Below are 24,625 nucleotides of genomic sequence, written 5' to 3'. Positions count from 1 at the left end.
ATCGTTATGATCAGGCGCGACCTCATCGAAACCGTCGTGGTGACCGGCGCCAGCGCCGGTGTCGGCCGGGCCATCGCGGTCGCATTCGGCAGTCGCGGTTGCCGGGTTGGATTAATCGCGCGTGGGCGCGACGGACTGGAAAGTACCAGGCGCGAGATCGTGCGGCTCGGCGGCGAGGCGCTTGTGATCGAGGCCGATGTTGCCGACGCGCAGGCGATGGTTGCGGCTGCGGCGCGTGTGGAGGCCGAACTCGGCCCGATCGATCTATGGGTCAACAATGCGATGGTCACGGTCTACGGCGCGAGCGTCGACCTGTCGCCGGAGGAATTCCTCCAGGTCACGCGTGTGAGCTATCTCGGCCAGGTGCACGGTACGCTGGCTGCGCTGCGCCATATGCGGCCGCGCAATCGCGGCGCCATCATCTCGATCGGATCTGCGCTGGCGTATCGCTCGATCCCGTATCAGGCTCCGTACTGCGCCGCCAAGGCGGCGACACGCGGGTTCATCGATTCGCTGCGCAGCGAGCTCGAAGCCGAGAACAGTGCGATCGCCCTCACCATCGTGCATCTGCCGGCAGTCAACACGCCGCAATTCGATTGGGCCCGCAACAAATTCGACCATAAGCCGGCGCCGGTGGCGCCGATCTACCAGCCGGAAGCGATCGCCGCGGCGGTGGTACGCGCCGCCGAGCGCGCGCCACGAGAATACTGGGTCGGAACCTCAGCGGTGAAGGCGATCGTCGGTCAGATGCTGATGCCTTCCGTCGTGGACCGGATGCTCGCAAATGCCGGGGTTGGTAACGAGACCGGCGACGAGCCGGACGATCCGAATCGCGCCGACAATCTGTTCGCTGCCGGCCACGGCGATCCAGGCGCGCACGGCCGGTTCGATCGATGTTCTTCCGCGGCTGCGTTTCCGTTCAACCCGACGCTGCTGCGCGCCGGCGTCGCATTGGGTGCGGTCGCGGCCGGGATCGCATTGCTGGCCGCGGCCGTTCGCACCGAGCGGCGAGGCTCCGCGCGTCGGTCGTCACCTCGGCTGCTCACGTCTAGCGCACGCTGACGTACCGTTCCCAATCCGGAACCTTTTCGGTGGGCTCGGCTTGTGCTCCCGAGCCGGCCGCCTGCGGACCGGGCTCGGAATGAGGAGCCGGAGTGACCGCACGCCTTCGCAAACTGATCGACGATCTCGCCGAGTCGTTCTGGCTGTTGCCGGCGCTGGTGGTGATTGTCGGCATTGTCGGGGCTTGGGGCCTGGTCGTGGTCGATAGCCGAGAGCTCGTGCCCGCGTGGCTGAACGGCTGGATCTACAATGGCGGCGCCACGGGTGCACGCACCCTGCTCGGGGCGGTCGCCTCCTCGACCATCGGAGTGGCCGGCACCGTATTCTCGATCACCATCGCGGCGTTGTCGCTGGCGGCGGGACAAATGGGGCCGCGGCTCCTCCGCAACTTCACCCGCGACCGCGGTAATCAGATCACGCTCGGCATTTTTCTCGGCACGTTCTGCTACGCTCTGGTGGTTCTGCGCAGCGTCCGAATGCCGGACGAGGGCGCGTTCATCCCGCATCTTGCGGTCAGCGTCGGTATCGCACTGGCCTTCGTCTGCGTCGCCACGCTGGTATATTTCGTCGGCCACATGTCGGGGCGGATCAATGTCGATACGGTGATCGGCCTGGTCAGCGAGGACGTCCGCGATGTAATGCGGACACTAGCGACCGATGAGCAGCAGTCGTCGGCGCCCCCGCCCGCCTTCTGGCACGGCGCAGAACCGGTCGCGGACGATCGTCGCGGCTATCTGCATCAGTTCGACGAGGGCGGGCTTGCGAATTGGGCCTGTGAGCACGACACCTCGATCCGGATGCTGGTGCGGCCGGGTGATTACGTGTTTCCCGGGGCGCCGATCGCGATGATCAAGCCGCCGCGCGAGGGCGCTGCCGAGGCGATCCGTAACGCCACTGCGCTGAGCCCGCAGCGTAACAGCTCGACCGATCTGCTGTTCGCGATCCGGCAATTGGTCGAGGTCGGTGTGCGCGCGCTGTCGCCCGGCATCAATGACCCGCACACCGCGATCAGCGTGCTCGATCGGCTCGGCTCAGCGCTGTGCGAGATGGAGCCGCTCCGGCTGCAGACCGGCGTATCGGTCAGGGACGATCGCATCGTTCTGGTGGTGCCGCACGTCCGCTACGACGAACTTATCGGCGCGATGTTTCACATGATCCGCCAGAATGCGTCGGGCAAGCCGTCGGTGCTGATCCGGATGATCGAAGTGATGACCTGGGTGGTGAGCTGCGAGCGCGATCCCGAGCGGATGGAAGCGGTGCGCAAGCACGCCGATCTGGTGATGCGCGACGCCGAGCGGGACGTCGGTTCGCCGAGCGACCTGGCCGACATTCGCGTCCGGCATGCCGCCTTCGTCGACATGATCGCCGAAGGCGCGGGGGGACTCCCGAAGGCTTAGCGCGCCCCTCCTGCGAGGTCCAGGATCCGCTGGCGGCGGCGGGAAGCCGCGGCATCGATCAGCATCCGCGCCGCCCAGCGATACACGTTCCACTCCCGGATCTGCTGGCGCATCGCCCGCATCCGTTCCTGCTGCTCGCGGTCGGGCATGCGCAGCGCGGTGTCGAGCGCGGTGGCCATTTCGTGCAGATGATACGGGTTGACGATCAGCGCCGCGGCAAGCTCACGCGAAGCGCCGGTGAAGCTCGACAGCACCAGCACGCCGCGCTCGTCGTCGCGCGCGGCGGCGAATTCCTTAGCCACCAGATTCATGCCGTCGTGCAGGCTGGAGACCACGCAGCAATCGGCGGCCCGGAACAGCTTGAACACTTCGGCCGCGCCGTGATGCCGGATCAGCAGCCGGATCGGCGTGTAGTCGGCCGAGCCGTGGCGGGTGTTGATTTCGTCGGCGAGCGCGACCGCGTCGTCCTGCAGCGACGAATAGCTCGACAGCTTACTGCGGGTCGGCGCCGCGACCTGGACGAACACCAGCCGTCCCTTCCAATATGGCTGCCGCGTGAGCAGATCGTCGACCGCGCGCATCCGGTCCAGGATGCCCTTGGTGTAGTCGAACCGTTCGATGCCGACAGCGATCCGCGTGTCGGGAGTGAGGCCCAGCGTCTCGCGCACCTCGATGCGGCAGGTGTCGACCGGCGGCTGGCCTTCGAGCGCGGCCGGTGGCCATTCGATCGAGATCGGATAGGCGCGGACCATGGTCTCGTGGCCGCCGAGCGTGACGGTGGCGTGCTCGCGATCGATCCGGCTCTCGATGAAACGGTCGACCGTCTCGAAGAAGTTGTTGCAGTGGAACTGGGTGTGGAAGCCCAGTATGGTCGAGCCGAGCATACCGTCGATGATCTGCTCCTTCCACGGACAGATGCTGAAGGTCTCGGCGTTCGGCCACGGAATATGCCAGAAGGTGATGATCGTCGCCTTCGGCAGCTTGTTGCGGATCATTCGCGGCGCGAGCGCGAAATGATAGTCCTGCACCAGCACGATCGGATCGTCAGTCTTGGCCTCCTGCACTACGGCATCGGCGAACCGCTCGTTGATCGCCTGATACAAGCGCCAGTCGTTTTCGCGGAAGGTGGGGCGCACGAAGGCGATATGGCACAGTGGCCAGAGCCCCTCATTGGCAAAGCCGTAATAGAAACCCTCCTGCTCCTCGTCGGTGATCCAGATCCGCCGCAGGCTGTAGGCAGGGCGATCCGGCGGAACCTCGATCCGGTCGTGGCGGTCGACCGTCTCGCGATCGGCGCTGCCGCTGCCGTGCGCGATCCAGGTGCCGCCGCAAGCGCGGATCACCGGCTCCAGCGCCGACACCAGACCGCTGGCCGGCACCTGCACCGAGACGGTGTCGCCGTCGCGATTGTGGATGTAGGGCTCGCGGTTGGAGACGATCAGCACCTCCGCTTCGGGCAGCGAGTCGCGCAGCAATTGCTGCAGCGTCGTCGGTGACCATTCGATCTGCGTCGCGTTGATCGCGCTACGGCCGACCTCGACCTCGCTGAGCAGCTTCTTGATCTGCAGATCGATCGCGCTCTGGTCGCGAGCCGCGGCGAGCGAGCCTGTGCCGGTGCGGACGTCTTCGACGGCGCGGCGCAGCGATTCCATCCAGCCGCGCAGCGTCACGAGCACGAAGATAATTGCGCCGCCCGCCATGGCGACGGCGACGCCGAGCAGCGCCGCGATGATGAAGGCGCGCGCCTCGCCGGAGCGTTTGTCGATGAAGCTCAGATCGTGCAGAATGACCAGATAGGATTTCGTGTCGCCGTGCGAGATCGGAAACGCGCCGACCATGATGCGGTGACCGTCGATCGCGATCGTCGAGAAGCTCTCGGCATCCGAGCGCGCGACCTTCTCACATGAGAAGGTCGAGGGCATCATTTTGGTCGGTGCAATCAGCCGCCCTTGCGGCGCGCACAGGCCGACCGCCAGAATACGCTGATCCAGCGCGATGGCGCTGAACAATAGGGAGAGCTGCACGTCGTCGTGCTCGGCCATCGCGGTGACTACCTGGGACTGCACCGCGTTGTAGACCAGCCGCGAGCGCGCCTCGACGTCGTTGCGCGACCATTGTTCGATCAGCCGCTTCGAGAACGGCGCGATCGCCAGCCCGAGCATCACGGTCACGGCGATTCCGAGGCCGAGATATTTGAGGGCTGCTTTGGTACGCTGCATCTGCGGCCGATCTCCCCTTGCGGTCCGCAGGCTGTTTACACCACTGGGCGCGATGCGTCAGGCCGTTTCTGCACGAAGAGGGAAGCGCCGATTCGCGCCGTGGTCGAGGAGAATGAAGGAGCGCCGCGAATCACTCTGCGGCATGCTGCGGAATCGCCGAGATGCTGACCCCGGCATCGGCCGCGCGAATCGCGACCGGCTTGGTTTCCACCACCTGTTGCCGGCTGCGCGGCAGCGCGCGTGTCATCTCTTCTCTCACAAAGGTGATCAGTTGCTCGCGAACTGCGCAACGCAGGTCCCACAGCGCCGACGCGGTTGCGGCGCTGACCAGCGCACGCAATTCGATCGACCGATCGGTGGCATCGGTCACCTGCATGCTCACGACCTTTTTGTCCCACAACGGATGATCCTGGACGATCTGCTCCAGCTTGCTCCGAATTCGCTCGACATCGGCGGAATAGTCGACGTTGAACGTGACCGCGCCGATCAGCTCCGAGCTGTCGCGCGTCCAGTTCTGAAACGGCTTTTCGATGAAGTAGCTGAGCGGAATCACCATCCGCCGCCAATCCCACAGCTTGACCACCACGTAGGTCGAGGTGATTTCTTCCACCGTGCCGTACTCGCCCTCCACAATCACCACGTCCTGCAGTCGGATCGGCTGGGTCAGCGCGATCTGGATGCCGGCGATCATGCTCGATAGCAGAGGGCGCGCCGCGAGGCCGATCGCGAGGCCGGCGACGCCGGCGGAGGCGAACAGGCTGACGCCATACTGCCGCACCGATTCGAACGTCATCAGCGCCGCGGCGACGCCGATCACCGTGATCACGGTGGCGGCGGCGCGTTTGAGGATGCGGATCTGCGTCACCTGCTTGCGAGCGGTGAAGTTGTCCGTGGTGTCCTTCTGGAAGTTGCGCAAATACACCGCGCCGAGAATGTCCGTCACGCGTGTCGCGATCCAGGTCAGCAGCGCGATCACGGTGATCTGCAGAATGCGAATTAGGGTTTGGGCGAGGTCGGCTTCCAGCGGCATCAGCCGCAACACCGCGACGGCCGCGAACAAGACCACGGCAAGCGCCGAGGGGCCGCGTGATTTCTGCAGGATCAGCAGCCATGCGAACCGCTCCGAGCGCTTCAGACGGCGTTCGAGAAGCGCATAGACCAGCCGATGCAGCAGCAGCGCGACGAACGCAACTGCGGTGACGATCAGCGTCACCGTGAGCCAGGGAGGCATGACATTCAGCCGGGCGGAGAGGTCGGAAATCACGCGCTGAAACAACGGAGCCTCGAATGCTGTGACGACATCGTGCGCGTTGCACACGTGGTGCTGATGCGTTGCGGCGTGATTGGTTCCGTACCTCGCGCATTTCCGTTCTGCTCGAATCAGGACGCAACTCCACGACGTCGTGCCTGCGGCGGACGCCTCCGAATCCCGGTGATAAGAGAGTTTGTACGATAGCCGACGGAATATTGGTCGCACCCGGTCGTGCGGAACGCTCGATGGTATTTCCCGTTGTCGCAGCAGATCGTCCGGCGGCGCGCGTGTGCCGTGGACGGCGTCGATCGAAACAACAAGGAGAATGTCGATGATGATTTCGCGTGCGCTACCTGCCGCTGCGTTGCTGATGGGCTCGCTGGCGCTGGCGTCGACCCCGGCTGCAGCAGCGCCGATGATGGCTGGTGCGGCGACTCAGCAGGCGCCGTCTGCCGTGCAGCAGGTGCAATGGCGTCATCACGGTTATCACGGCCACCACGGCTGGCACGGCCACCGTGGCTGGGGTCACCGCGGTTACTATCGCCACGGCGGGGGCTATGGCTGGGGTCCGGCGATCGGCGGGCTCGCGGCCGGCGCGATCATCGGTGGCGCGATCGCCAACAGCCAGGCGCAGGCTCGCGGGGCTGATGCCGACGCCTACTGCTCGCAGCGCTTCAAGTCCTACGATCCGTCCTCGGGCACCTACCTCGGCTACGACGGCCGACGGCATGCTTGCCCGTAACGGCAGCCTGATCTGGGAGAACGAGCCGCGCGGTCCTGCCGTGCGGCTCTTTTTGTTGGTCCGCTAGCGCGCTGCCGGACTCCGCGGTCGCCTCGCACTGAGGCGGTTGCTACTCCGGCGACGGCTTGGATCGCCCGACGCCGAGCCGGCGCGTGACCCAGCCCAGGCTCAGCCCCTGCACCACGATCGTGAACAGCGCCACCGTGTAGGTGGCCGCGGCGAGCGCCGGTCTGTACTCGTTGGGGGAGATCGCCAGCACCAGCGCCACCGAAATGCCGCCGCGCACCCCGCCCCAAGTCAGAATCGCGACCGTTCCGCGCTCGAAGTGGTGGCGGAGGCTCAGCAGCCCGATCGGAGCCGCGACCGAGATCAGCCGTCCCACCATCACGATCGGGATCGCTACGAGAGCCAACGGAGCCAGCGATCGGTCGAAGCCGAGCACCAGCACTTCGATGCCGATCAGCAAGAACAGCACCGAGTTGAGAATCTCGTCGATCAACGTCCAGAACCCGAACAGATAGCGCCGGGTCTGTTCGCTCATCGCCAAAGCGGCGCCGCGATTGCCGATCAGCACGCCGGAGACCACCACCGCGATCGGGCCGCTGACGTGGAGGCGCAAGGCCAGGGCGTAGGTGCCGGTCGCCAGCGCGATCGAGATCAGAACTTCGATCGGATAGTCGTCGATGGCGCGCATCGCCCGATAGGCGACGTAGCCGGTGAGCAGTCCGAGCAGCGCGCCGCCGCCGGCCTCCACCGCGAACAATTCGCCGAAATGCACGAGCTCGAATTCGCCGCTCGCCGTCGTTGCCGCGGTCAGCAGCAACGTGAACAGGACGACGCCGACACCGTCGTTGAACAGCGACTCGCCGGAGATGTCCATCTCCAGGGTCTCCGGGATGCTGATCATTTTCAGCGTCGACAGCACCGCGATCGGGTCGGTCGGACTGATCAGCGCGCCGAACACCAGTGCCCAGGCGAACGGCATCGGCACGTTGAACAGCTGTGCCGCGTACCAAAATCCGGCTGCGATCAGAATTGTGGAGATGAATACGCCGATCGTTGCCATGGTGGCGACGATCCATTTGCGGGCACGCAGCCGCGACAGATCGATCTGCAGCGCGCCGGCGAACAGCAGAAAGCCGAGCATACCGTTGAGCAGCGTCTCGGAGAAGTCGATACGCCGCAACAGGTCGGAGATCTCGTGGAAGATCGGCGCGTTCGGAAACAGCAGTTCAGATCCGACCAGCACCAGCGAGGCGGCTAGCGCCATGACCAGCAGGCCGATCTGGTTGGGCAGACCGAACAGCACATGGTTGAGCCACGCGAATGTGGCGGTCAGCGCCAGCAGGACCGCGACGATTTCGAACAGAGACAGCATCGCAGCTCCCAACACCCCTAGCCGGACGGGGACCGCCGGCTTTGCGGCCTAAACGTCTACATCTTCTCTTTGATGCCCCGGCGCAACAGCCACCAGTTGACCGGATAGCTGGTGGCGAATCCCCGGGCGCGTTCCAGGCAGGGACGTCTGCTGGTCCGGGCCGGGAACAAGCGGCGGCCTGCTTCGTCATTCCTGGCGCCCTGTGGGCACGGACGAAGGCAACGAGGGAAGCGGACAACGGTATGTCGCACGCGTCGTCGAAGAAAGTGATCTATGCGGCGCTCGTCGGCAACCTCGCGATCGCCGTTACCAAGATGGCCGCGGCGGCATGGACCGGCAGTTCGGCCATGCTCAGCGAAGCGGTTCACTCGCTCGTCGATACCGGCAACGAAATGTTGCTGTTGTACGGATTGCATCGTGCCGCCAAGCCGGCCGATGCCGCCCATCCGCTCGGTCACGGACGCGAGCTGTATTTCTGGAGCTTCATCGTGGCGCTGCTGATCTTCTCGATCGGCGCCGGCGTCTCGTTCTATGAGGGCGTGGTGCATGTGCTCGATCCGAAGCCGATCAGCGACGTGCGGGTCAGCTATATCGTGCTCGGACTCGCTTTCGTGTTCGAGCTGGGCTCCTGGTACGTCGCCTGGAAGGGATTTCGTGAGGTCGCCCCGGCGCTGGGATACGTGCCAGATGCTGAATATGTCGAGGCGGCGATCCGCAGCAAGGACCCGACGTCGTTCATGGTGCTGTTCGAGGACACCGCGGCGCTGCTCGGCATCCTGATCGCATTGGCCGGCACCGCGGCTGCGGACTGGCTTCAGATGCCGGTGCTCGACGGCGTCGCCTCGATCGCGATCGGACTATTGCTCGGGCTGACCGGCGCATTCCTGGCGCGCGAGAGCAAGGGGCTCTTGATGGGTGAGCCAGCCGATCCCGCGCTCCGGGACCGGATCTTGCAGATCGCCCGGAGCCATGGGCGCATCGCTGGCGTCGAGCCGGTGTTCACGGTGCACCTCGCGCCCTGGCAGATCGTGGTGGCGCTGACATTGGATTTTCCGGACGACAGCCGCGCAGTCGACGTCGAACGCAGCTTCGCTTCGCTGGAGGCCGAGATCAAACGCCGTTGCCCGCAAGTGGTCGGCGTTTTCATCCGGCCTCAATTGCAGCGATAGAGCGTATTCGAGCGAAGTGGAAAACCGGTTCGCGTGAAGAAGACGCTTCAAGACCGAATGCAGGACCTCCGATCTGATTCAATCAGAACGGAGCGGTCGTGCTGGAGGATCTCAGTTCGCGGTATCGTCGTCGGTTCCGCGGCGGCCGTTCCTGAGATACGCGACCGCGGCGATCATTGCCGTGAAGGTCGCGATCCATACGATCCGCGATCCATAGCGATCGTGCGGACCGGAGATAATGCCGCAGACCATGGCGTTGCCGAGCAGCGCCAGCGTCACAGTGCCGGCGAGCAGGGTGACGTCGTCGAGCCGGCGCCGCCATGCCGCCGAGCCGAGGATCGCCAGCATCAGCACCATCGACCCCAGCGCCACCGGGACGTGGACCACATTCACCGCGTCGAAATTGATGTCCCAATGCTGCTGCTTGGCGGCCCGCATCGCCTTGCTCTGCTCGGGCAGATAGCGCTCGATGATGCCGTAGGTGTGCGGCAGCCAGCCATTGGTGCCTTCGCCGGTGGCGACGTGGACGAGCTGGTCCCAGGTCGCCTTGGCGGCGGCCTTGGCCTGTATCCACGGATAGGCGATCAAGGCCTGCTTCGAGATGAACTCCATCTCGTCGCTCATGCCGTCGAAGCGGCCGAGCTTGTCGAACATGTTGTTGCCACCCCACAGGAAGTCGTCGCCGGTCGGCGGCAGTTCGTCCTTGTAGGGGCACAGCTTGAGCTGTTGCTGCGGGCAATGATCGTCGAGATAGCGCTTGACGATGCCGTCCTGCAGCATCCGGCCGAATGCGACGCCGGAGCCGCCCGGCGTCCAGGTCAGCTTGCCGGACAGCGCGTAGTTGCAGCCCAGCACCAGCAGTGCACCGAGCACCAGCGCCGAGCTGGCCTGGGTCAGGCCGGAGGCCGTGATCCGGCCGCGCAGCCAGGGCAGCAGTACCCAGCCGGCGGCGCACACACCGGAGAGAACGATCATGGTGGCGCTGTGGGTCGAGGCCGCGAAGGCGGTGAAGGCGAACAGCAGGATCTTTTCCAGCGTCGTGGTCTGGTTGCGATAGGCGATCAGCAGGAACAGCGTCAGCACCGACAGACCGGCGAAGATGTCGGTCAGCAACATGCTGGTAATCCAGGGCAGCGCCGTGATGGCGATCAGGCCGACGCCGATTGCGGCGAGCCGGAACGGACCCGTGATACCGAACACCCGCAAGGTCAGCTGGATGATCCACAGCGAGACGATCGCCTGGAACGCGAGGTTGAGCCAGAACTGGGTCTGCTCGCCGAGATGCAGGTAGATGCCGTAGGAGGTCGACCGGTTGATGACCAGATAGCCCTCGTACCAGCGGGCGAGGTAACCGCCAGTGTCGTATTGCAGCAGCGGGTAGCCGTTCCAGATCGCCGGCGCCAGCATCAGCAGCGGCAAAACGAACAGCGCGATCCGCGCCGCATTGCTTCGGCGCGCCTGCGCGACGAGAACCTTACCGGGAATAGAAGTTTCCATCTCGACCGCTCTTACCCGCGCTGGGACCGTCGGAGCCGACGGGGCCTCTCGAAAAGGCCACCGAGGCCGTCCGAGGCGGCCTGCACCATAGTGATTTCCGTTGACTACACAAGCGCTTCGCGCCGCCAGGTAAGCCCGGCGGCCGGGCGCAGATGAAGTACAAATGAGGTTGCTTTATGTCGGTTGTGCACCTTGCGGCGCCCATGCCCGACCGGCTGCAACTCTAAGGCGCCGATGATGAACGAAGCCTGACTGAGTTCAGGGTTCGGGAGGGGCGGTGGTGGCGCCGCCCCGGAGGTGGTTATAATTCCCCTGATGAGCGGGAGACGGCCGGGCGGCGGCCGGCCGGTCCCGCGGTCACGACCCCGAAAGGACGGATATGAAGATCAAGACCAAGCAGTTTCGGGTCGAGGAGGGCGAAAAAGTCGACCTCGGCAAACGGCCCACCAAGGTCGATCCGTTCTACGAATCCAAGGAGCACTATCACGAGCTGCTCCGCAGCCAGGTCGAGCGGCTCAGCGATCTGCAGCAACTGCTCTACGCCAGTAATCGCCACGCCGTGCTGCTGATCTTCCAGGCAATGGACGCCGCCGGCAAGGACGGGGTGATCCGGCATGTGATGTCGGGGGTCAATCCGCAGGGCTGCCAGGTGTTCAGCTTCAAGCACCCCAGCGCCACCGAGTTGCAGCACGATTTCTTGTGGCGGACCACCCGGGACCTGCCGGAGCGCGGCCGGATCGGTGTCTTCAACCGCTCTTACTATGAAGAGGTGCTGATCGTCCGGGTTCACCCGGACATCCTTCAGAGCGAGGCCGTGCCGAACGGCGAAAATTTCGGCAAATCGTTCTGGCACAAACGCTACCGCTCGATCCGCGATCTGGAGCAGCATCTGCACGCCAACGGCACCCGGATCGTCAAATTCTTCCTGCACCTGTCGAAGGATGAGCAGCGCAAGCGTTTCCTGGCGCGGATCGACGAGCCGGAGAAGAACTGGAAGTTCAGCTCAGCCGACCTCGAAGAGCGTCAATATTGGGACGACTATATGGAGGCCTATGAGAAGTGCCTCAGCGAGACCTCCAGCGAAGACTCGCCGTGGTACGCCGTTCCGGCCGATGACAAGGAGAATGCGCGGCTGATCGTCTCGCAGGTGATCGCCGAGACCATGGAATCGCTCAAAATGAGCTATCCGGAAACCACGCCCGCTCGGCGCAAAGAACTGCTACGAATGCGTGACCAACTGCTGAAGTGAAGCGACGGCGTCCGGCAACGCCCGGAGGTGGGTCGCAGGCGCCTGTCATGGTGATGACACGGTGCTGAGGTTACGGAGACCACATGACATTGCAAGGTAAGAAGGGCCTGGTCGTCGGCATCGCCAACGACCAGAGCATCGCATTTGGTTGCGCGCGCGCGTTTCGCGACGCCGGAGCCGAACTCGCCGTCACCTATCTCAACGACAAGGCTGCGCCGCACGTCGTACCGCTCGCCGAGCAGCTCGGCTGTCCGATCGTGGTGCCGTGCGACGTGCGCGAGCCCGGCCAGCTCGAAGCCGTGTTCGAACGGATCACCCAGCAATGGGGAAGGCTCGACTTCCTGCTGCATTCGATCGCGTTCGCGCCGAAGGAAGATCTGCACGGTCGCGTGGTCGACTGCTCCCAGGCCGGCTTTGCGATGGCGATGGACGTGTCGTGCCACTCCTTTATTCGCATGGCGAAGCTGGCCGAGCCGCTGATGCCGGATGGCGGCTGCCTGCTCACCGTGTCGTTCTACGGCTCGGAGAAAGTGGTCGAAGACTACAATCTGATGGGGCCGGTAAAGGCGGCGCTGGAAAGCTCGGTGCGCTACATGGCGGCCGAACTGGCGCCGAAGCAGATCCGAGTCCACGCGCTGTCACCGGGGCCGTTGATGACCCGTGCGGCTTCCGGCATCGCGCGGTTCGACGAACTTCTGGAGCGCACCCGCGCCCGGCTGCCGGCGCATCAGCTCGTCAGCATCGAGGACGTCGGCGCCGTCGCCGCATTCCTGGTCGGTGACGGCGCAAGGTCACTGACCGGCAACATCGAATACATCGACGCCGGCTATCATGTGATCGGCTGACGTCGTTCCTGCTGGAGTACGAGATGGAACAGATTCAGAACCGCACCTTCGACGAGATCGAGGTCGGTGACAGCGCCAGTCTGGCGCGCACGCTGACCTATCGCGACATCGAGGTGTTCGCGGTGATGTCGGGCGACGTCAATCCGATGCACGTCGATGCCGCCTTCGCCAAGAGCGACATGTTCCATCAGGTGGTGGCGCACGGGATGTGGGGCGGGGCCCTGATCTCGACCCTGCTCGGCACGCAACTGCCGGGCCCGGGCACGATCTATCTCGATCAGTCGCTGCGCTTCACCAGGCCGGTCCTGCTCGGTGACACGGTGACCGTCACCGTCACGGTCAAGGAAAAGAACGCCGCCAAGAAGCGGCTGCTGCTGGATTGCCGTGCCACCAATCAGCGCGGCGAAGACGTCATCACCGGTCTCGCCGAAGTGATCGCGCCGGTCGAGAAGATTTCGCGGCCGCGGGTTCTGCTGCCGGAAATCGATCTGCATCCCACCGCGCGCCGCTACGAGCGGATGATCGAGATGACGCGCGGGCTGGAGCCGATCCGCACCGCGGTGGTGCATCCGGTCGACTCCGCCTCGCTGCTCGGCGCCGTCGAAGCGGCGCGCGAGCGGCTGATCGTACCGGTCCTGGTCGGGCCGGAAGCGAAGATCCGCGCTGCCGCCGCACAGGCTGCGCTCGACCTGACGGGCTACGAGATCGTCGCCGTCGAGCACAGCGCCGCTGCCGCCGAAGCTGCGGTGGCGATGGCGCGGTCCGGTGAGGTGGAGGCGCTGATGAAGGGCGCGCTGCACACCGACGAACTGATGCACGCGGTGGTCGACGGCGCCCATGGCTTGCGCACCGCGCGGCGGATCAGTCACGTCTATGCGATCGACGCGCCGAACTATCCGCGCGCGCTGCTGGTCACCGACGCGGCGATCAACATCTATCCGTCGCTCGCCGATAAGCGCGACATCATCCAGAACGCGATCGATCTGGCGCACGCGCTCGGTATCGGCGAGCCGCGGGTGGCGATCCTGTCGGCGGTCGAGACCGTCACCGAGAGCATCCGCTCCACGCTCGATGCCGCGGCGCTGTGCAAGATGGCCGAACGCGGCCAGATCACCGGCGGCATCCTCGACGGGCCGCTGGCGTTCGACAACGCAGTGTCGGCGGAGGCCGCCAAGACCAAGGGCATCGTCTCGCCGGTCGCCGGCCGCGCCGACATCTTCGTGGTGCCGGATCTCGAAGCCGGCAACATGCTGGCCAAGCAGCTCGAATATCTCGCCCACGCCCACGTCGCCGGGATCGTGCTCGGGGCGCGGGTTCCGATCATCCTCACCAGCCGGGCCGACAAAACGCTGGCGCGGCTCGGCTCCTGCGCGATCGCGCTGCTGCTCGCCCGGCACAAGGCCGCGGCGCTGACGAATTTTTCCGGAGGTGCTGCGTGAGCGATGTGCTGCTGGTCCTCAATGCCGGTTCCTCGAGCATCAAATTCGCCCTTTATGAAGCCCACACCGAACCGACGGCCGAACATCTGATCTGCGAAGGCGGCATCGGCAGTCTCGGCCATCGCCCACATTTCAAGGTTGTGAATCCCGACGGCGCGACGCGGCCCGACGACTATCTGCCCGAGGGTGCCAGTCACGATGATGCGATGGCGGTGCTGATCGGCTGGATCGAAAGCTCGTTCCCGGACCAGCGGCTGAGCGCGGTCGGCCATCGCGTCGTCCATGGCGGCGCATTGTTCGACGGCCCGGTGCATGTCACTTCGGAGGTGATCGTCCAGCTTCGTTCCTTCGACAGGTTGGCGCCGCTGCATCAGCCGCACAATGTTGCGGCGATCGAAGCGCTGGCGAAGCTGCACCCGAAGCTGCCGCAGATCGCGTGTTTCGACACGGCTTTTCATCATCGCCTGCCGGAGGTGGCCACCGCTTTCGCGCTGCCGCGCAAGCTGACCGAACAGGGCGTTCGCCGTTACGGCTTTCACGGCCTGTCCTACGAATACATCGCAGGCCGCCTGCCGGACGTTGCCGGACAGGCGGTCGCCGATGGCCGGGTGGTGGTGGCGCATCTCGGCGCCGGCGCCAGCATGTGCGCGATGCTGAGTTGCCGCAGCATCGCCACCACGATGGGCTTCACCGCGCTCGACGGTCTGATGATGGGTAGCCGCTGCGGCGAGCTCGACCCCGGCGTGGTGCTGTATCTGCTCGAAGAGAAGGGCATGGCTCCGCGCGAGATCGAAGATCTGCTGTATCGCGAGTCCGGCCTGCTCGGCGTCTCCGGCATCAGTGACGACATGCGCACGTTGCTGGCGAGCGACGATCCGCGCGCCTGCGAGGCGATCGAGCTGTTCGTGTACCGGATCGCCCGCGAACTCGGCTCGCTCGCCGCAGCGCTCAGCGGGCTCGACGCGCTGGTATTCACCGGCGGCATCGGCGAACACGCCGCCGAAATCCGGCGGCGGGTTTGTGCTCAGGCAACCTGGCTCGGTGTCGTGCTCGATCCCGACGCCAATGCGAATCTATCCGGGGCGGGGCGGATCAGCGCGCCGGACAGCAAAGTTTCGGTCTGGGCGATCCCCACTGACGAAGATCTGATGATCGCACGGCATGTGTGGCGACTCGCGGACGGCGGCAGTTCGACGAAGGGATAAGGAACCGTTCGGGCCTCCGATCGATTGCGATAGCGGGTCGGGGGCGCTGCACCCAAGTGGTGAGAGACTGACATGCAGAGCTGCCTGCGCGAGGCAGGCGACAGCAATTCACGACGGGGACCGCGGGGCGGCGAGATCTCTCGACAATCGGAGGGCACGCGATGCCCGACACCACGACTTCGTCCTCTTCCTCCCTGCAGCCAACGATCGATCACGCGATCCCATCAGGTCCCGGTGCGTTGCCGCCGGGTGATCCCGGTGGCCTCACCGAGCAGGAGGCCGCCGAGCGGCTGAAGCGCGACGGCGACAACGCGCTCGCCGAACATCATGTCGGCGTGATGGAGCGGCTGCTGCACTTCTTCTGGGGGCCGATCCCGTGGATGATCGAGATCGCCGCCATTCTATCGGCGGCGCTGCGGCACTGGGCCGATCTCGCCATCATTCTGACCATGCTGATCATCAATGCCGGCGTCGGGTTTTGGCAGGAGTTCAAGGCCGACAACGCCGTGGCGCTGCTCAAGCAAAGGCTGGCGCTGAAGGCGCGGGTCCGCCGCGGTGGCGTGTGGAAGGACGTCGAGGCGCGGACGCTGGTGCCCGGCGATCTGGTCCTGGTCAAGCTCGGCAACATCGTGCCGGCCGACCTCGAGCTGACGCAGGGGGCCTATCTCACCGTCGATCAGTCGGCGCTGACCGGTGAATCCCTGCCGGTCGACAAGAAAGTCGGCGACGAGGTGTATTCCGGCTCGATCGCCCGGCAGGGGGAAATGAGCGGCATCGTCACCGCCACCGGGATGAACACTTATTTCGGCAAGACCGCAGGGCTGGTGCAGCAGGCCAGTTCGGTGTCGCACTTTCAGCGCGCCGTGCTGCGGATCGGCAATTTCCTGATCCTGACCACGATCGGCCTAGTCCTGGTGATCGCGCTGGCCGCGCTGTTCCGGCGCGACCCCTGGGTCGAGACGCTGGAATTCGCACTCATCCTCACCATCGCGTCGATCCCCGTGGCGCTGCCGGCGGTACTGTCGGTGACGATGGCGGTCGGCGCCGAGCGGCTGGCGCGATTGAAAGCGATCGTGTCGCGGCTGGTGTCGATCGAAGAAATGGCCGGCATGAACGTGCTGTGCAGCGACAAGACCGGCACCATGACCAAGAACGAGCTCACGCTCGGCGATCCCGAACCGACGCCGGGCGTCACCCGCGACGAATTGCTGCTCGCTGCGGCGCTGGCGTCGCGGCGCGATGCGCCCGACGCGATCGACACCGCGATTCTGGCGGCGGCACCGACGGCCGAGCAGCTCGCGGGCTATCGCGTCGTGGATTTCCACCCGTTCGATCCGGTTGCCAAGCGAGCCGAGGCCGAGATCGAACACGACGGCCAGCGCTTCCGCGTCGCCAAGGGCGCGCCGCAGGCGATCGCCGCGCTGTGCACGCCGAGCGAGTCCCAGGCCGACACGGTTGCGGCGGCGGTCGAGCGCGACGCTGCTCGCGGCTATCGCACGCTGGCCGCGGCTCGCCGCGATGCCGAAGGCCACTGGCGCTTCCTCGGGCTGCTGCCGATGTTCGATCCGCCGCGCGACGATTGCGCCGCGACCATCGCGGCGATCCGGAACATGGGCGTCGATGTCAAGATGGTCACCGGCGACCACGAGGCGATCGCGCGTGAGATCGCCGGACAACTGAATCTGGGCCGCAACATCGTCGTCGCCGACAGCGTCTTTGCGAAAGGTGATGGGCCGGAGCAATCGGCGCGGATCGTCGCCGCCGACGGTTTCGCGCGGGTGTTTCCCGAACATAAGTTCAAGATCGTCAAGGCGCTGCAAGACGCCGGGGCGATCGTGGGCATGACCGGCGACGGCGTCAACGACGCCCCGGCGCTGAAGCAGGCCGACGCCGGCATCGCCGTCAGCGGCGCCACCGATGCGGCGCGCGCCGCTGCCGATCTGGTGCTGACCGCGCCCGGCCTGTCGGTGATCGCGACCGCGATCGAGGAGGCGCGGCAGATCTTCGAACGGATGAACAGCTACGCGATCTACCGGATCGCCGAGACCATCCGGTTGCTGCTGTTCATGACCGCCAGCATCCTGGTGTTTAACTTCTACCCCGTCACCGCGGTGATGGTGGTGCTGTTGGCGCTGCTCAACGACCTGCCGATCATGATGATCGCCTACGACAACGCCCCGATCGCGGCGAAGCCGGTGCGCTGGGACATGACGCGGGTGCTGACGGTCGCTTCGGTGCTCGGCGTCTACGGCGTGATCGAGAGTTTCGGCCTGTTCTGGATCGCCCGCGATTATCTGAAGCTCGAACCGTCACTGATCCAGCCGCTGATCTTCCTCAAACTGCTGGTGTCCGGCCATATGACGATCTACCTCACCCGCAACACCGGCGCGGTGTGGCAGCGGCCATGGCCGAGCTGGAAGCTGGTGGTGCCCGCCGAGGCGACGCAACTGATCGGCACGCTGGTCGTGGTCTACGGCTGGGCGATGACCCCGACCGGGTGGCAACTCGCCCTGATGGTGTGGGCCTATGCGCTGACCTCGTTCGCGGTGGCGAGCATCGTCAAGGTCGCGACCTATCGGTTGCTCGACCATCGCGGCGCGCGCCAGGCCCGGCATCTGCGCCGTGTCGAAGCTCACGTCACATCGGCCTGATAGACGGATCATTTCTCGGGAGACAGCAGATGCAACAGGAATCACCGGTCAAGTCCGAGGAGCTGTCGCTCGCCAGCGTGCCGGCGCTGTGGCCGATGGCGATGGCGGCGAAGCTGATGCAGAGCGGCGGCGAGTTGTACGCCCGCAATCTGAAATTCCTCGAAGAGGAGGTTCGTATCCACGGCAATCTCCGACCGGAGCTGGCGACGTCCAATCAGGTCCGGATCGAGCTGCGCACCATGGCGTTGCGCGACTACGGAACGGCGGGCGGGATTCCGACGCTGGTTAACGCGCCTTTTGCCGGCCACACCGCGATGATCGCCGACTATCACCGTGGCCAGAGCCTGGTCGAAACGCTCCTCGACGCCGGCATTGCCCATGTCGCGTTGACCGACTGGAAATCGGCGACAGAGGATATGAAAGACCTCGAGGTCGACAACTACCTCGCCGACATGGTGGTGGCGATCGACGACCTCGGCGGCAAGGTCGATCTGGTCGGACTGTGCCAGGGCGGCTGGGTGTCGGCGATGATTGCGGCGCGGTTTCCGGACAAGGTGAATTCGCTGGTGCTGGCTGGCGCGCCGATCGACACCGATGCAGGCGACGGCCCCATCAAGCGGATGGCCCATCGCTCTCCGCTGTCGTTCTACCAGGAATTGGTCGGGCTCGGCGGCGGGCTGATGAAAGGCCGCTTCATGCTGAGCGGTTGGAAGAATATGCATCCGGAGCAGCATTACATCCAGGATCACGTCGATCTCTACGAGCACATCGACGATCCGGCCTATATCGCCAAGGAGGAGACGTTCGAGCGCTGGTACGAGAACCCGATCGATCTGCCGGGGCGCTGGTATCTTCAGGTGATCGAGCAGTTGTTCAAGCAGAACCGGCTTGCCAAGGGTGAGTTCGTGGGACTCGGCCGCAAGCTCGACCTGCGCGCGATCACCTGTCCGGTGTATCTGCTCGCCGGTGCGCAGGATGATATCACCACGCCGGAACAGGTGCTGGACGCGGCGAAATATATCGGAACGCCGCAGGACAAGATCGTCAAGCAGACGGTGCCCGGCGGCCATATCGGCCTGTTCATGGGCGCACGGACGCTGAAGGACTATTGGCCGGGGATCGGCCGCTGGATCGCGGCGCAATCGCGCTGACCGGATGCCGCCGCGCTATTCGTCCGGCGTTGCGGTCGAGCGCAGCTTGAAGTGACCGTAGCACGACGCGATCGGCTCGGCCGGATCACGCTGATAGGCCTGTGCTTCGAACGCCACCACGCGTCGGCCCTGCTTGACGATCGAGACCTTGGCGAAAGTGTCGAGCGGACGGCCGGAGCGCAGGTAGTTCACCGTCAGCCCGATCGGCTTCGGCGCAGTGGCGAGCCCCATCTCGCGGCGCACGCTGACGATTGCGGCAGTCTCCAGGAACGCGCCGATCACCCCGCCGTGCAGCGCCGGCAGGATCGGATTGCCGACCAGCTTCGGATCGTAAGGCATCATCGCCTGCGCCTCGTCGTCGACGCGGATGCCGAGGAAGCGCGGATAGGGGCTGATCGCCAGCGGTCCGTCCGGGTCGTCCGGCGCGACCAGCGCGGGGACGGAGTCCATCGTCACTTTGGGCTTCTGCCGCAGCATGTCGCTCCGGTTCGCACCGAGCATGAACATCGCGGTGGCGGTGGCGATCGGGACGTCTTCGGCATCCTGATAGGCGGTGGCGCGGACGAATGCGATCGAGCGAGTGAGGTGATAGCAATGCGCGTGCGCCCGCATCACCTGTCCGGGCGTCGCCGGCCGCAAATAGTCGATCCGCAAATCGAGCGTGGCGATCGCGGTGGTGCCGGGCAGTGCGAGCTGCACCGCCATGCCGCAGCTTTCGTCGAGCATCGCGGTGACGACGCCGCCGTGGATCACGCCGGTCGAAACGTCGCCGACGAACACCGGGTGATAGGGCAGGCTGCTCCATGCCTCCGCGGGGGCGTAGCGGTCGAGCTGCAAACCGATGATGGCGCCGTGGATCGAGCGGCGGTTCTTGATCATCCGCACTTTGTCGTCGAACGACGGCGCCGGATCGGGAGTGGTTTGATCGGACATGGCGGTGGTTCTAGCAAGCGTATCCGCGCTCGCAAAGCGATCCAGCCTCGCAGAGGGCGGGCGGCAGCCCTGCACCGCCGGTCCTTCCTATGCGGCGCGGACCTGGTGCAGGAATTTCGCAGGAAGCTAACGAATTTGTGCCATGCGGCTCGGACGGCCGAGACAGAGGCCGCGCGGCGGCATCACGGCTGGCTTTCTGACGATTTTCGCATGACTTTCCGGATCACGGGGAGGCGCAGATGCTCGACGGCGGGTCAATTTCAGGGCTTGTATGAATATCAGCCGGCTTTGACGGCCGGAGAAGCAGCGGACGGAAGGTGACGGAATGCGTCTGGTGATTGCGGTGATGATGGCGCTCGCGGCGGCGCCGGCCTTGGCGGCGGAAGCGGTGGTGAAGGACGGCGACACGCTACAGCTCGGCGGCAAGACCTTTCGGCTGGAGGGCATCGATGCGCCCGAGCTTGATCAGCGCTGCGTGAGCCAGTTCGCGGATCCGTCGGCCTGCGGCCTCGAAGCCCGCGACGCGCTGGTCAAGCTGGTCGGCGGGCGCAGCGTCACCTGTCGCGATCTCGGCCCCGATCCCGTGTTCAAGGGACGCCGGCTCGGCACCTGCACGGTCGCCGGCGAGACCGAGAGCCTCAGCCGCCGCCTCGTCCAGGACGGGTTTGCACTCAATGCCGCTGCCGGTGGCAAGGACCGTTTCGCCGGCGACGAGGCCAAGGCCAAGGACGAACGCAAGGGCCTGTGGCAAGGCTGCTTCGTCGCGCCGAACGATTTCCGGCGCTGGAACAAGGATGCCCCGCTGCGTGGCGCGGCCTGCCGGGACGACAAGCACGCCGAGCTGGCCGAGGTGATGTTTCCGGACACGCCGGCAATGCTGCCGGGCTGCAGCATCAAGGGCAAGCTGGCGCGCCGCGCCCGCCTCACCGGGAATGTCGGGGTGTATCAGCTCCGCGGCTGCCCGAGCTATGCCAGCCTGACCAAGCCGAACCGCTGGTTCTGCTCGGAGGACGATGCTCGCGCCGCCGGCTTCCGCAAGGCCTACAACTGCCGCATCAAGCTGACGCCTTAACTCCCGATCTGCCGACGCCGCGGCGGCTCTCGATCAGCTTGACCATCACGGTCAGCGCCAGATTGGTCGGGGTCGGCACACCATGGGCGGCGCCGAGCCGCGCGACCGTGCCGTTGAGAAAGTCGATCTCGCTCGGCTTGCCGCGCGCCAGATCCTGTGCGGTCGACGACTTCTGGCTTGGCATCGCTCCCGGCAGCGCCAGCGTCTTGGCCATCGCGTCGTCCGGAATGCCGACGCCGCAGGCGCGCGCCACCGCGATGCATTCGTCGATCACGTTGCGGACGACCTGCTCGGTGCCGCCGACCGCCAGCAGCGCGCCGTAAGGCAGGTCGGCGACGGCCGACAGCGCGTTGTAGGCGCAGTTCAGCATCAGCTTCGACCACAGCGCCTGATCGATATCGGCCGCAACCGTGGTCGGAATCCTAGCGGCGATCAGAGCCGACGCGATCGCCTCGCTTTGCGCCGAGGCGCCGATCAGCAATTCGCCGCGGCCGTGATGGCGGACATGGCCCGGTCCCGCCATCTCGGTGCCGACATAGACCACCGATGCGATCACCGGATGGTCGATCGCTGCCTGCAGCCGGGAGGCGTTGTCGACTCCGTTCTGCAGGCTGAGGATCACGCTGTCCGGCTTCAGCCGCGCTTGCAGCGCGCGTCCTGCGCTCTCGGTGTCGGCCGACTTGACGCAGAACAGCACCAGATCGGGAGGGGCGATTGCGCTCGGTTCGGTGACGGCCCGCACCGGGACCGGCTGGATACCGTCCTTGGTGTCGAGCAGCAGGCCGTTCGCTTCGATCGCATCGACGTGGGTCTGCCGCCCGATCAGCGTCACGTCGTGGCCGGCCAGCGACAGCAGTCCGCCGAAATAGCATCCGACCGCGCCGGCCCCCATCACTGCCACTTGCATATCGATCTCCCTTCCCGTGCGCCAACCAATGCGCAATGTTTCCTTTTTAAGGTCGGCGTTCGGCCGATGAAACCGGGAGTGGCGTGCGTGCACATCGATTTGAACCCCAAGCTCGACTTTCGCGATGTGCTGATCCGGCCCAAGCGCTCGGTGCTGTCGTCGCGGTTCGAGGCCAACATCAAGCGCAGCTTCCGCTTCCGCCATTCCAGCCGCGCCTGGACAGGATTTCCGCTGATCGCGTCCAATATGGACACTGTCGGTACGCTGGAGATGGCCCGCGCGTTCAAGCCGTTCGGCGCGCTGGTCGCCCTGCACAAGTTCCATCATCCGGACCGGCTGGCCGAGTATCTCGCCGGCGACGAGGAGGCCAACGTGTTCGTCACGGTCGGCACCGGCGCGGCCGATTGGGAGCGGCTCGCCGCGGTGAAGGCCAAGGTCAAGGTGCCGATGCTGAACATCGATGTCGCCAACGGCTACACTGAAGCCTTCGTGCGCGCGGTGGCCAAGCTGCGCGACGAGAATCCGGACGCGATCATCATGGCCGGCACCGTGGTGACCGCCGAGATGACCGAAGCGCTGGTGATCGCCGGCGCCGACATCGTCCGCGTCGGCATCGGCTCCGGCTCGGTGTGTACGACGCGCGATCTCACCGGCGTCGGCTATCCGCAGCTCTCGGCCGTGATCGAATGCGCCGACGCGGCACACGGGCTCAAGGGCCATGTCTGTTCGGATGGCGGCTGCGTCGTGCCGGGCGATCTCGCCAAGGCGTATGGCGGCGGTGCCGATTTTGTCATGCTCGGCGGCATGCTGGCCGGCCACGACGAATGCGGCGGCGAACGGAAATACGTGGAGCAGGACGGACAAAAGACACCGACCAGCATGGTGTTCTACGGCATGTCGTCGGAGACCGCGATGAACAAGTACCACGGCGGCGTCGCGGACTATCGCGCGGCCGAAGGCAAGACCGTCGAGGTGCCGTATCGCGGCGACGTGCGTGGCACGGTCGAGAAGATCGCCGGCGGCCTGCGTTCGGCGATGACTTATATCGGTGCGGAGAACCTGAAGGAGATCCCGAAACGGACCACCTTCATTCTGGTCAATGCTCAGCGCAACACGGTGTTCGACCGCTGAGTTTCGTTGTGCATTTTGCCGTGGCTCGGAATACGCGCCGCGGCGAGGTTGGATTGCGCTTGCGCGCGTGAGCGCAGATGGCATTGTGCGGCCCGCGCGCGTGCGTTCACGCGAGCGCGCGGGGAAACGCGCCACCGCCAACCAACAAGAGCCAATCCATGGACTTCGCACTTACCGATCAGCAGGAAGCCATTCGCGACGCGATCGCCAAGATTTGCGCCGGCTTCGATGACGCCTATTGGCTGAAGAAGGATCGCGAGGGCGGCTTTCCGCACGACTTCCACAAGGCGCTCGCCGACGCCGGCTGGCTCGGCATCTGCGTGCCGGAGGCCTATGGCGGTTCCGGTCTCGGCATCACCGAGGCGGCGATCATGATGCGCACGATCTCGGAGTCCGGTGGTGGCATGTCGGGCGCCTCGGCGGTGCACATCAACGTGTTCGGACTCAATCCCGTCGTCGTCTTCGGCACCGACGAGCAGCGCCAGCGGATGCTGCCGCCGATGGTCGACGGTCGCGACAAGGCCTGCTTCGCGGTGACCGAGCCCAACACCGGCCTCAACACCACGCAGCTCAAGACCCGCGCGGTGCGCAAGGGTGACCGCTACGTCGTCAACGGTCAGAAAGTGTGGATCTCGACCGCGCAGGTCGCCAACAAGATCCTGCTGCTCGCGCGCACCACTCCGCTGGAGGAGGTGAAGTCACCGACTCACGGACTCAGCCTGTTCTATGCGGATCTCGATCGCACCAAGATCAAGGTGCACGAGATCGAGAAGATGGGGCGCAAGATCGTCGACTCCAACGAATTGTTCTTCGAGGATTTCGAGATCCCGGTCGACGATCGGATCGGCGAGGAAGGCAAGGGCTTTCACTACATCCTCGAAGGCATGAACCCGGAACGCATCCTGATCGCCGCCGAAGCGGTCGGGCTCGGCAAGCTGGCGCTGTCGCGCGCGGCCGACTACGCCAAGACCCGGATCGTGTTCAACCGCCCGATCGGCCAGAACCAGGCGATCCAGCATCCCTTGGCGAAGAACTGGGTCGAGCTCGAAGCGGCGTGGCTGATGGTGATGTCGGCCGCCTGGCAATACGATCAGGGCATGGCCTGCGGCGCCGCCGCCAATGCGGCGAAGTATCTGGCCGGCGAGGCCGGCTTTCAGGCGTGCGAGCAGGCGGTCATGACCCATGGCGGCTTCGGTTACGCCAAGGAGTATCATGTCGAGCGCTATTTGCGCGAAGTGATGATCCCGCGGATCGCGCCGGTCAGCCCGCAGCTCGCGCTCAGCTTCATCGCCGAAAAAGTGCTCGGACTGGCGAAATCGTACTGAC

General features: G+C 65.4%; 19 protein-coding genes. 13 read left to right on the top strand and 6 right to left on the bottom strand.

All coding sequences use genetic code 11. From position 1 onward, the window contains the following. Positions 1-6: 6 nt before the first annotated feature. Both M9H71_RS05350 and M9H71_RS05345 read left to right on the top strand, forming a co-directional pair. A complete protein-coding gene (locus tag M9H71_RS05350) occupies positions 7-1,062 on the top strand; it encodes an SDR family oxidoreductase (RefSeq protein ID WP_455404044.1) in 1,056 nt (351 codons plus the stop codon). 92 nt (positions 1,063-1,154) lie between these two features. Beyond that, entirely contained in the window at positions 1,155-2,459 is a 1,305-nt protein-coding gene (locus tag M9H71_RS05345) for a DUF2254 domain-containing protein (RefSeq protein ID WP_455404043.1), read from the top strand. On the opposite strand, the gene M9H71_RS05340 is transcribed toward M9H71_RS05345, so the two are convergent. Beyond that, a complete protein-coding gene (locus M9H71_RS05340) occupies positions 2,456-4,678 on the bottom strand; it encodes an alpha,alpha-trehalose-phosphate synthase (UDP-forming) (RefSeq protein WP_455404042.1) in 2,223 nt (740 codons plus the stop codon). The two genes, M9H71_RS05345 and M9H71_RS05340, sit on opposite strands and share 4 nt — an antisense overlap. 130 nt (positions 4,679-4,808) lie before the next feature. After that, the gene (locus tag M9H71_RS05335) at positions 4,809-5,909 is read right to left on the bottom strand and encodes a mechanosensitive ion channel family protein (protein WP_455404041.1); all 1,101 of its coding nucleotides are present in this window, start codon (positions 5,907-5,909) and stop codon (positions 4,809-4,811) included. 352 nt (positions 5,910-6,261) lie between these two features. Between M9H71_RS05335 and M9H71_RS05330 the strand changes: the two genes are divergently transcribed. Beyond that, positions 6,262-6,672 (top strand): BA14K family protein, encoded by a 411-nt coding sequence (locus M9H71_RS05330; protein ID WP_455404040.1) that lies wholly within the window; start codon positions 6,262-6,264, stop codon positions 6,670-6,672. Positions 6,673-6,781: 109 nt separating this feature from the next. Here the strand turns inward: M9H71_RS05330 and M9H71_RS05325 are convergent, their stop codons facing one another. After that, positions 6,782-8,050, bottom strand: a complete 1,269-nt coding sequence (locus M9H71_RS05325; protein WP_455404039.1) for a cation:proton antiporter — start codon at positions 8,048-8,050, stop codon at positions 6,782-6,784. Positions 8,051-8,292: 242 nt separating this feature from the next. Here M9H71_RS05325 and M9H71_RS05320 point away from each other — a divergent pair, with 242 nt between their 5' ends. Then, positions 8,293-9,219, top strand: a complete 927-nt coding sequence (locus tag M9H71_RS05320; protein ID WP_455404038.1) for a cation diffusion facilitator family transporter — start codon at positions 8,293-8,295, stop codon at positions 9,217-9,219. Between the two features lie 111 nt (positions 9,220-9,330). On the opposite strand, the gene M9H71_RS05315 is transcribed toward M9H71_RS05320, so the two are convergent. After that, on the bottom strand, positions 9,331-10,716 hold the full coding sequence (locus tag M9H71_RS05315) for a hypothetical protein (protein ID WP_455404037.1): 1,386 nt from the start codon (positions 10,714-10,716) through the stop codon (positions 9,331-9,333). A 379-nt stretch (positions 10,717-11,095) separates the two neighbouring features. On the opposite strand from M9H71_RS05315, the gene M9H71_RS05310 reads away from it, so the two are divergent. The 6 genes from M9H71_RS05310 to M9H71_RS05285 all read left to right on the top strand — a co-directional run bounded on the left by M9H71_RS05310 (position 11,096) and on the right by M9H71_RS05285 (position 19,256). Further along, positions 11,096-11,965 (top strand): ADP-polyphosphate phosphotransferase, encoded by an 870-nt coding sequence (locus M9H71_RS05310; RefSeq protein WP_455404036.1) that lies wholly within the window; start codon positions 11,096-11,098, stop codon positions 11,963-11,965. Positions 11,966-12,048: 83 nt separating this feature from the next. Beyond that, entirely contained in the window at positions 12,049-12,810 is a 762-nt protein-coding gene (gene fabI / locus M9H71_RS05305) for an enoyl-ACP reductase FabI (protein ID WP_455404035.1), read from the top strand. A gap of 23 nt (positions 12,811-12,833) precedes the next feature. Beyond that, on the top strand, positions 12,834-14,249 hold the full coding sequence (locus M9H71_RS05300) for a bifunctional enoyl-CoA hydratase/phosphate acetyltransferase (RefSeq protein ID WP_455404034.1): 1,416 nt from the start codon (positions 12,834-12,836) through the stop codon (positions 14,247-14,249). Continuing rightward, a complete protein-coding gene (locus M9H71_RS05295) occupies positions 14,246-15,454 on the top strand; it encodes an acetate/propionate family kinase (RefSeq protein WP_455404033.1) in 1,209 nt (402 codons plus the stop codon). The genes M9H71_RS05300 and M9H71_RS05295 overlap by 4 nt, the downstream gene beginning before the upstream one ends. A gap of 161 nt (positions 15,455-15,615) precedes the next feature. Then, on the top strand, positions 15,616-18,105 hold the full coding sequence (locus M9H71_RS05290) for a plasma-membrane proton-efflux P-type ATPase (protein ID WP_455404032.1): 2,490 nt from the start codon (positions 15,616-15,618) through the stop codon (positions 18,103-18,105). 29 nt (positions 18,106-18,134) lie between these two features. After that, positions 18,135-19,256: an alpha/beta fold hydrolase gene (locus M9H71_RS05285; RefSeq protein ID WP_455404031.1), complete on the top strand. Its 1,122-nt coding sequence runs from the start codon at positions 18,135-18,137 to the stop codon at positions 19,254-19,256. A 15-nt stretch (positions 19,257-19,271) separates the two neighbouring features. On the opposite strand, the gene M9H71_RS05280 is transcribed toward M9H71_RS05285, so the two are convergent. After that, on the bottom strand, positions 19,272-20,189 hold the full coding sequence (locus M9H71_RS05280; protein WP_455404030.1) for a PaaI family thioesterase: 918 nt from the start codon (positions 20,187-20,189) through the stop codon (positions 19,272-19,274). 325 nt (positions 20,190-20,514) lie between these two features. On the opposite strand from M9H71_RS05280, the gene M9H71_RS05275 reads away from it, so the two are divergent. Beyond that, positions 20,515-21,261 (top strand): thermonuclease family protein, encoded by a 747-nt coding sequence (locus M9H71_RS05275; protein ID WP_455404029.1) that lies wholly within the window; start codon positions 20,515-20,517, stop codon positions 21,259-21,261. Here the strand turns inward: M9H71_RS05275 and M9H71_RS05270 are convergent. Then, entirely contained in the window at positions 21,245-22,168 is a 924-nt protein-coding gene (locus M9H71_RS05270) for a ketopantoate reductase family protein (protein ID WP_455404028.1), read from the bottom strand. The two genes, M9H71_RS05275 and M9H71_RS05270, sit on opposite strands and share 17 nt — an antisense overlap. 87 nt (positions 22,169-22,255) lie before the next feature. On the opposite strand from M9H71_RS05270, the gene M9H71_RS05265 reads away from it, so the two are divergent. Further along, a complete protein-coding gene (locus M9H71_RS05265; protein ID WP_455404027.1) occupies positions 22,256-23,299 on the top strand; it encodes a GMP reductase in 1,044 nt (347 codons plus the stop codon). Between the two features lie 158 nt (positions 23,300-23,457). Further along, on the top strand, positions 23,458-24,624 hold the full coding sequence (locus M9H71_RS05260) for an acyl-CoA dehydrogenase family protein (RefSeq protein ID WP_455404026.1): 1,167 nt from the start codon (positions 23,458-23,460) through the stop codon (positions 24,622-24,624). Position 24,625 lies beyond the last annotated feature (1 nt).

The sequence above is a fragment of the Rhodopseudomonas parapalustris genome, assembly GCF_053772255.1.
This window is presented reverse-complemented; position numbering and strand designations above follow the sequence as displayed.

Bases quoted from the DNA above. Each gene is read 5' to 3' on its own strand.
- M9H71_RS05350 (WP_455404044.1), top strand. From the start codon at position 7: ATGATCAGGCGCGACCTCATCGAAACCGTCGTGGTGACCGGCGCCAGC.
- M9H71_RS05340 (WP_455404042.1), bottom strand. From the start codon at position 4,678: ATGCAGCGTACCAAAGCAGCCCTCAAATATCTCGGCCTCGGAATCGCC.
- M9H71_RS05335 (WP_455404041.1), bottom strand. From the start codon at position 5,909: ATGCCTCCCTGGCTCACGGTGACGCTGATCGTCACCGCAGTTGCGTTC.
- M9H71_RS05330 (WP_455404040.1), top strand. From the start codon at position 6,262: ATGATGATTTCGCGTGCGCTACCTGCCGCTGCGTTGCTGATGGGCTCG.
- M9H71_RS05325 (WP_455404039.1), bottom strand. From the start codon at position 8,050: ATGCTGTCTCTGTTCGAAATCGTCGCGGTCCTGCTGGCGCTGACCGCC.
- M9H71_RS05320 (WP_455404038.1), top strand. From the start codon at position 8,293: ATGTCGCACGCGTCGTCGAAGAAAGTGATCTATGCGGCGCTCGTCGGC.
- M9H71_RS05315 (WP_455404037.1), bottom strand. From the start codon at position 10,716: ATGGAAACTTCTATTCCCGGTAAGGTTCTCGTCGCGCAGGCGCGCCGA.
- M9H71_RS05310 (WP_455404036.1), top strand. From the start codon at position 11,096: ATGAAGATCAAGACCAAGCAGTTTCGGGTCGAGGAGGGCGAAAAAGTC.
- fabI (WP_455404035.1), top strand. From the start codon at position 12,049: ATGACATTGCAAGGTAAGAAGGGCCTGGTCGTCGGCATCGCCAACGAC.
- M9H71_RS05300 (WP_455404034.1), top strand. From the start codon at position 12,834: ATGGAACAGATTCAGAACCGCACCTTCGACGAGATCGAGGTCGGTGAC.
- M9H71_RS05290 (WP_455404032.1), top strand. From the start codon at position 15,616: ATGCCCGACACCACGACTTCGTCCTCTTCCTCCCTGCAGCCAACGATC.
- M9H71_RS05285 (WP_455404031.1), top strand. From the start codon at position 18,135: ATGCAACAGGAATCACCGGTCAAGTCCGAGGAGCTGTCGCTCGCCAGC.
- M9H71_RS05280 (WP_455404030.1), bottom strand. From the start codon at position 20,189: ATGTCCGATCAAACCACTCCCGATCCGGCGCCGTCGTTCGACGACAAA.
- M9H71_RS05275 (WP_455404029.1), top strand. From the start codon at position 20,515: ATGCGTCTGGTGATTGCGGTGATGATGGCGCTCGCGGCGGCGCCGGCC.
- M9H71_RS05270 (WP_455404028.1), bottom strand. From the start codon at position 22,168: ATGCAAGTGGCAGTGATGGGGGCCGGCGCGGTCGGATGCTATTTCGGC.
- M9H71_RS05260 (WP_455404026.1), top strand. From the start codon at position 23,458: ATGGACTTCGCACTTACCGATCAGCAGGAAGCCATTCGCGACGCGATC.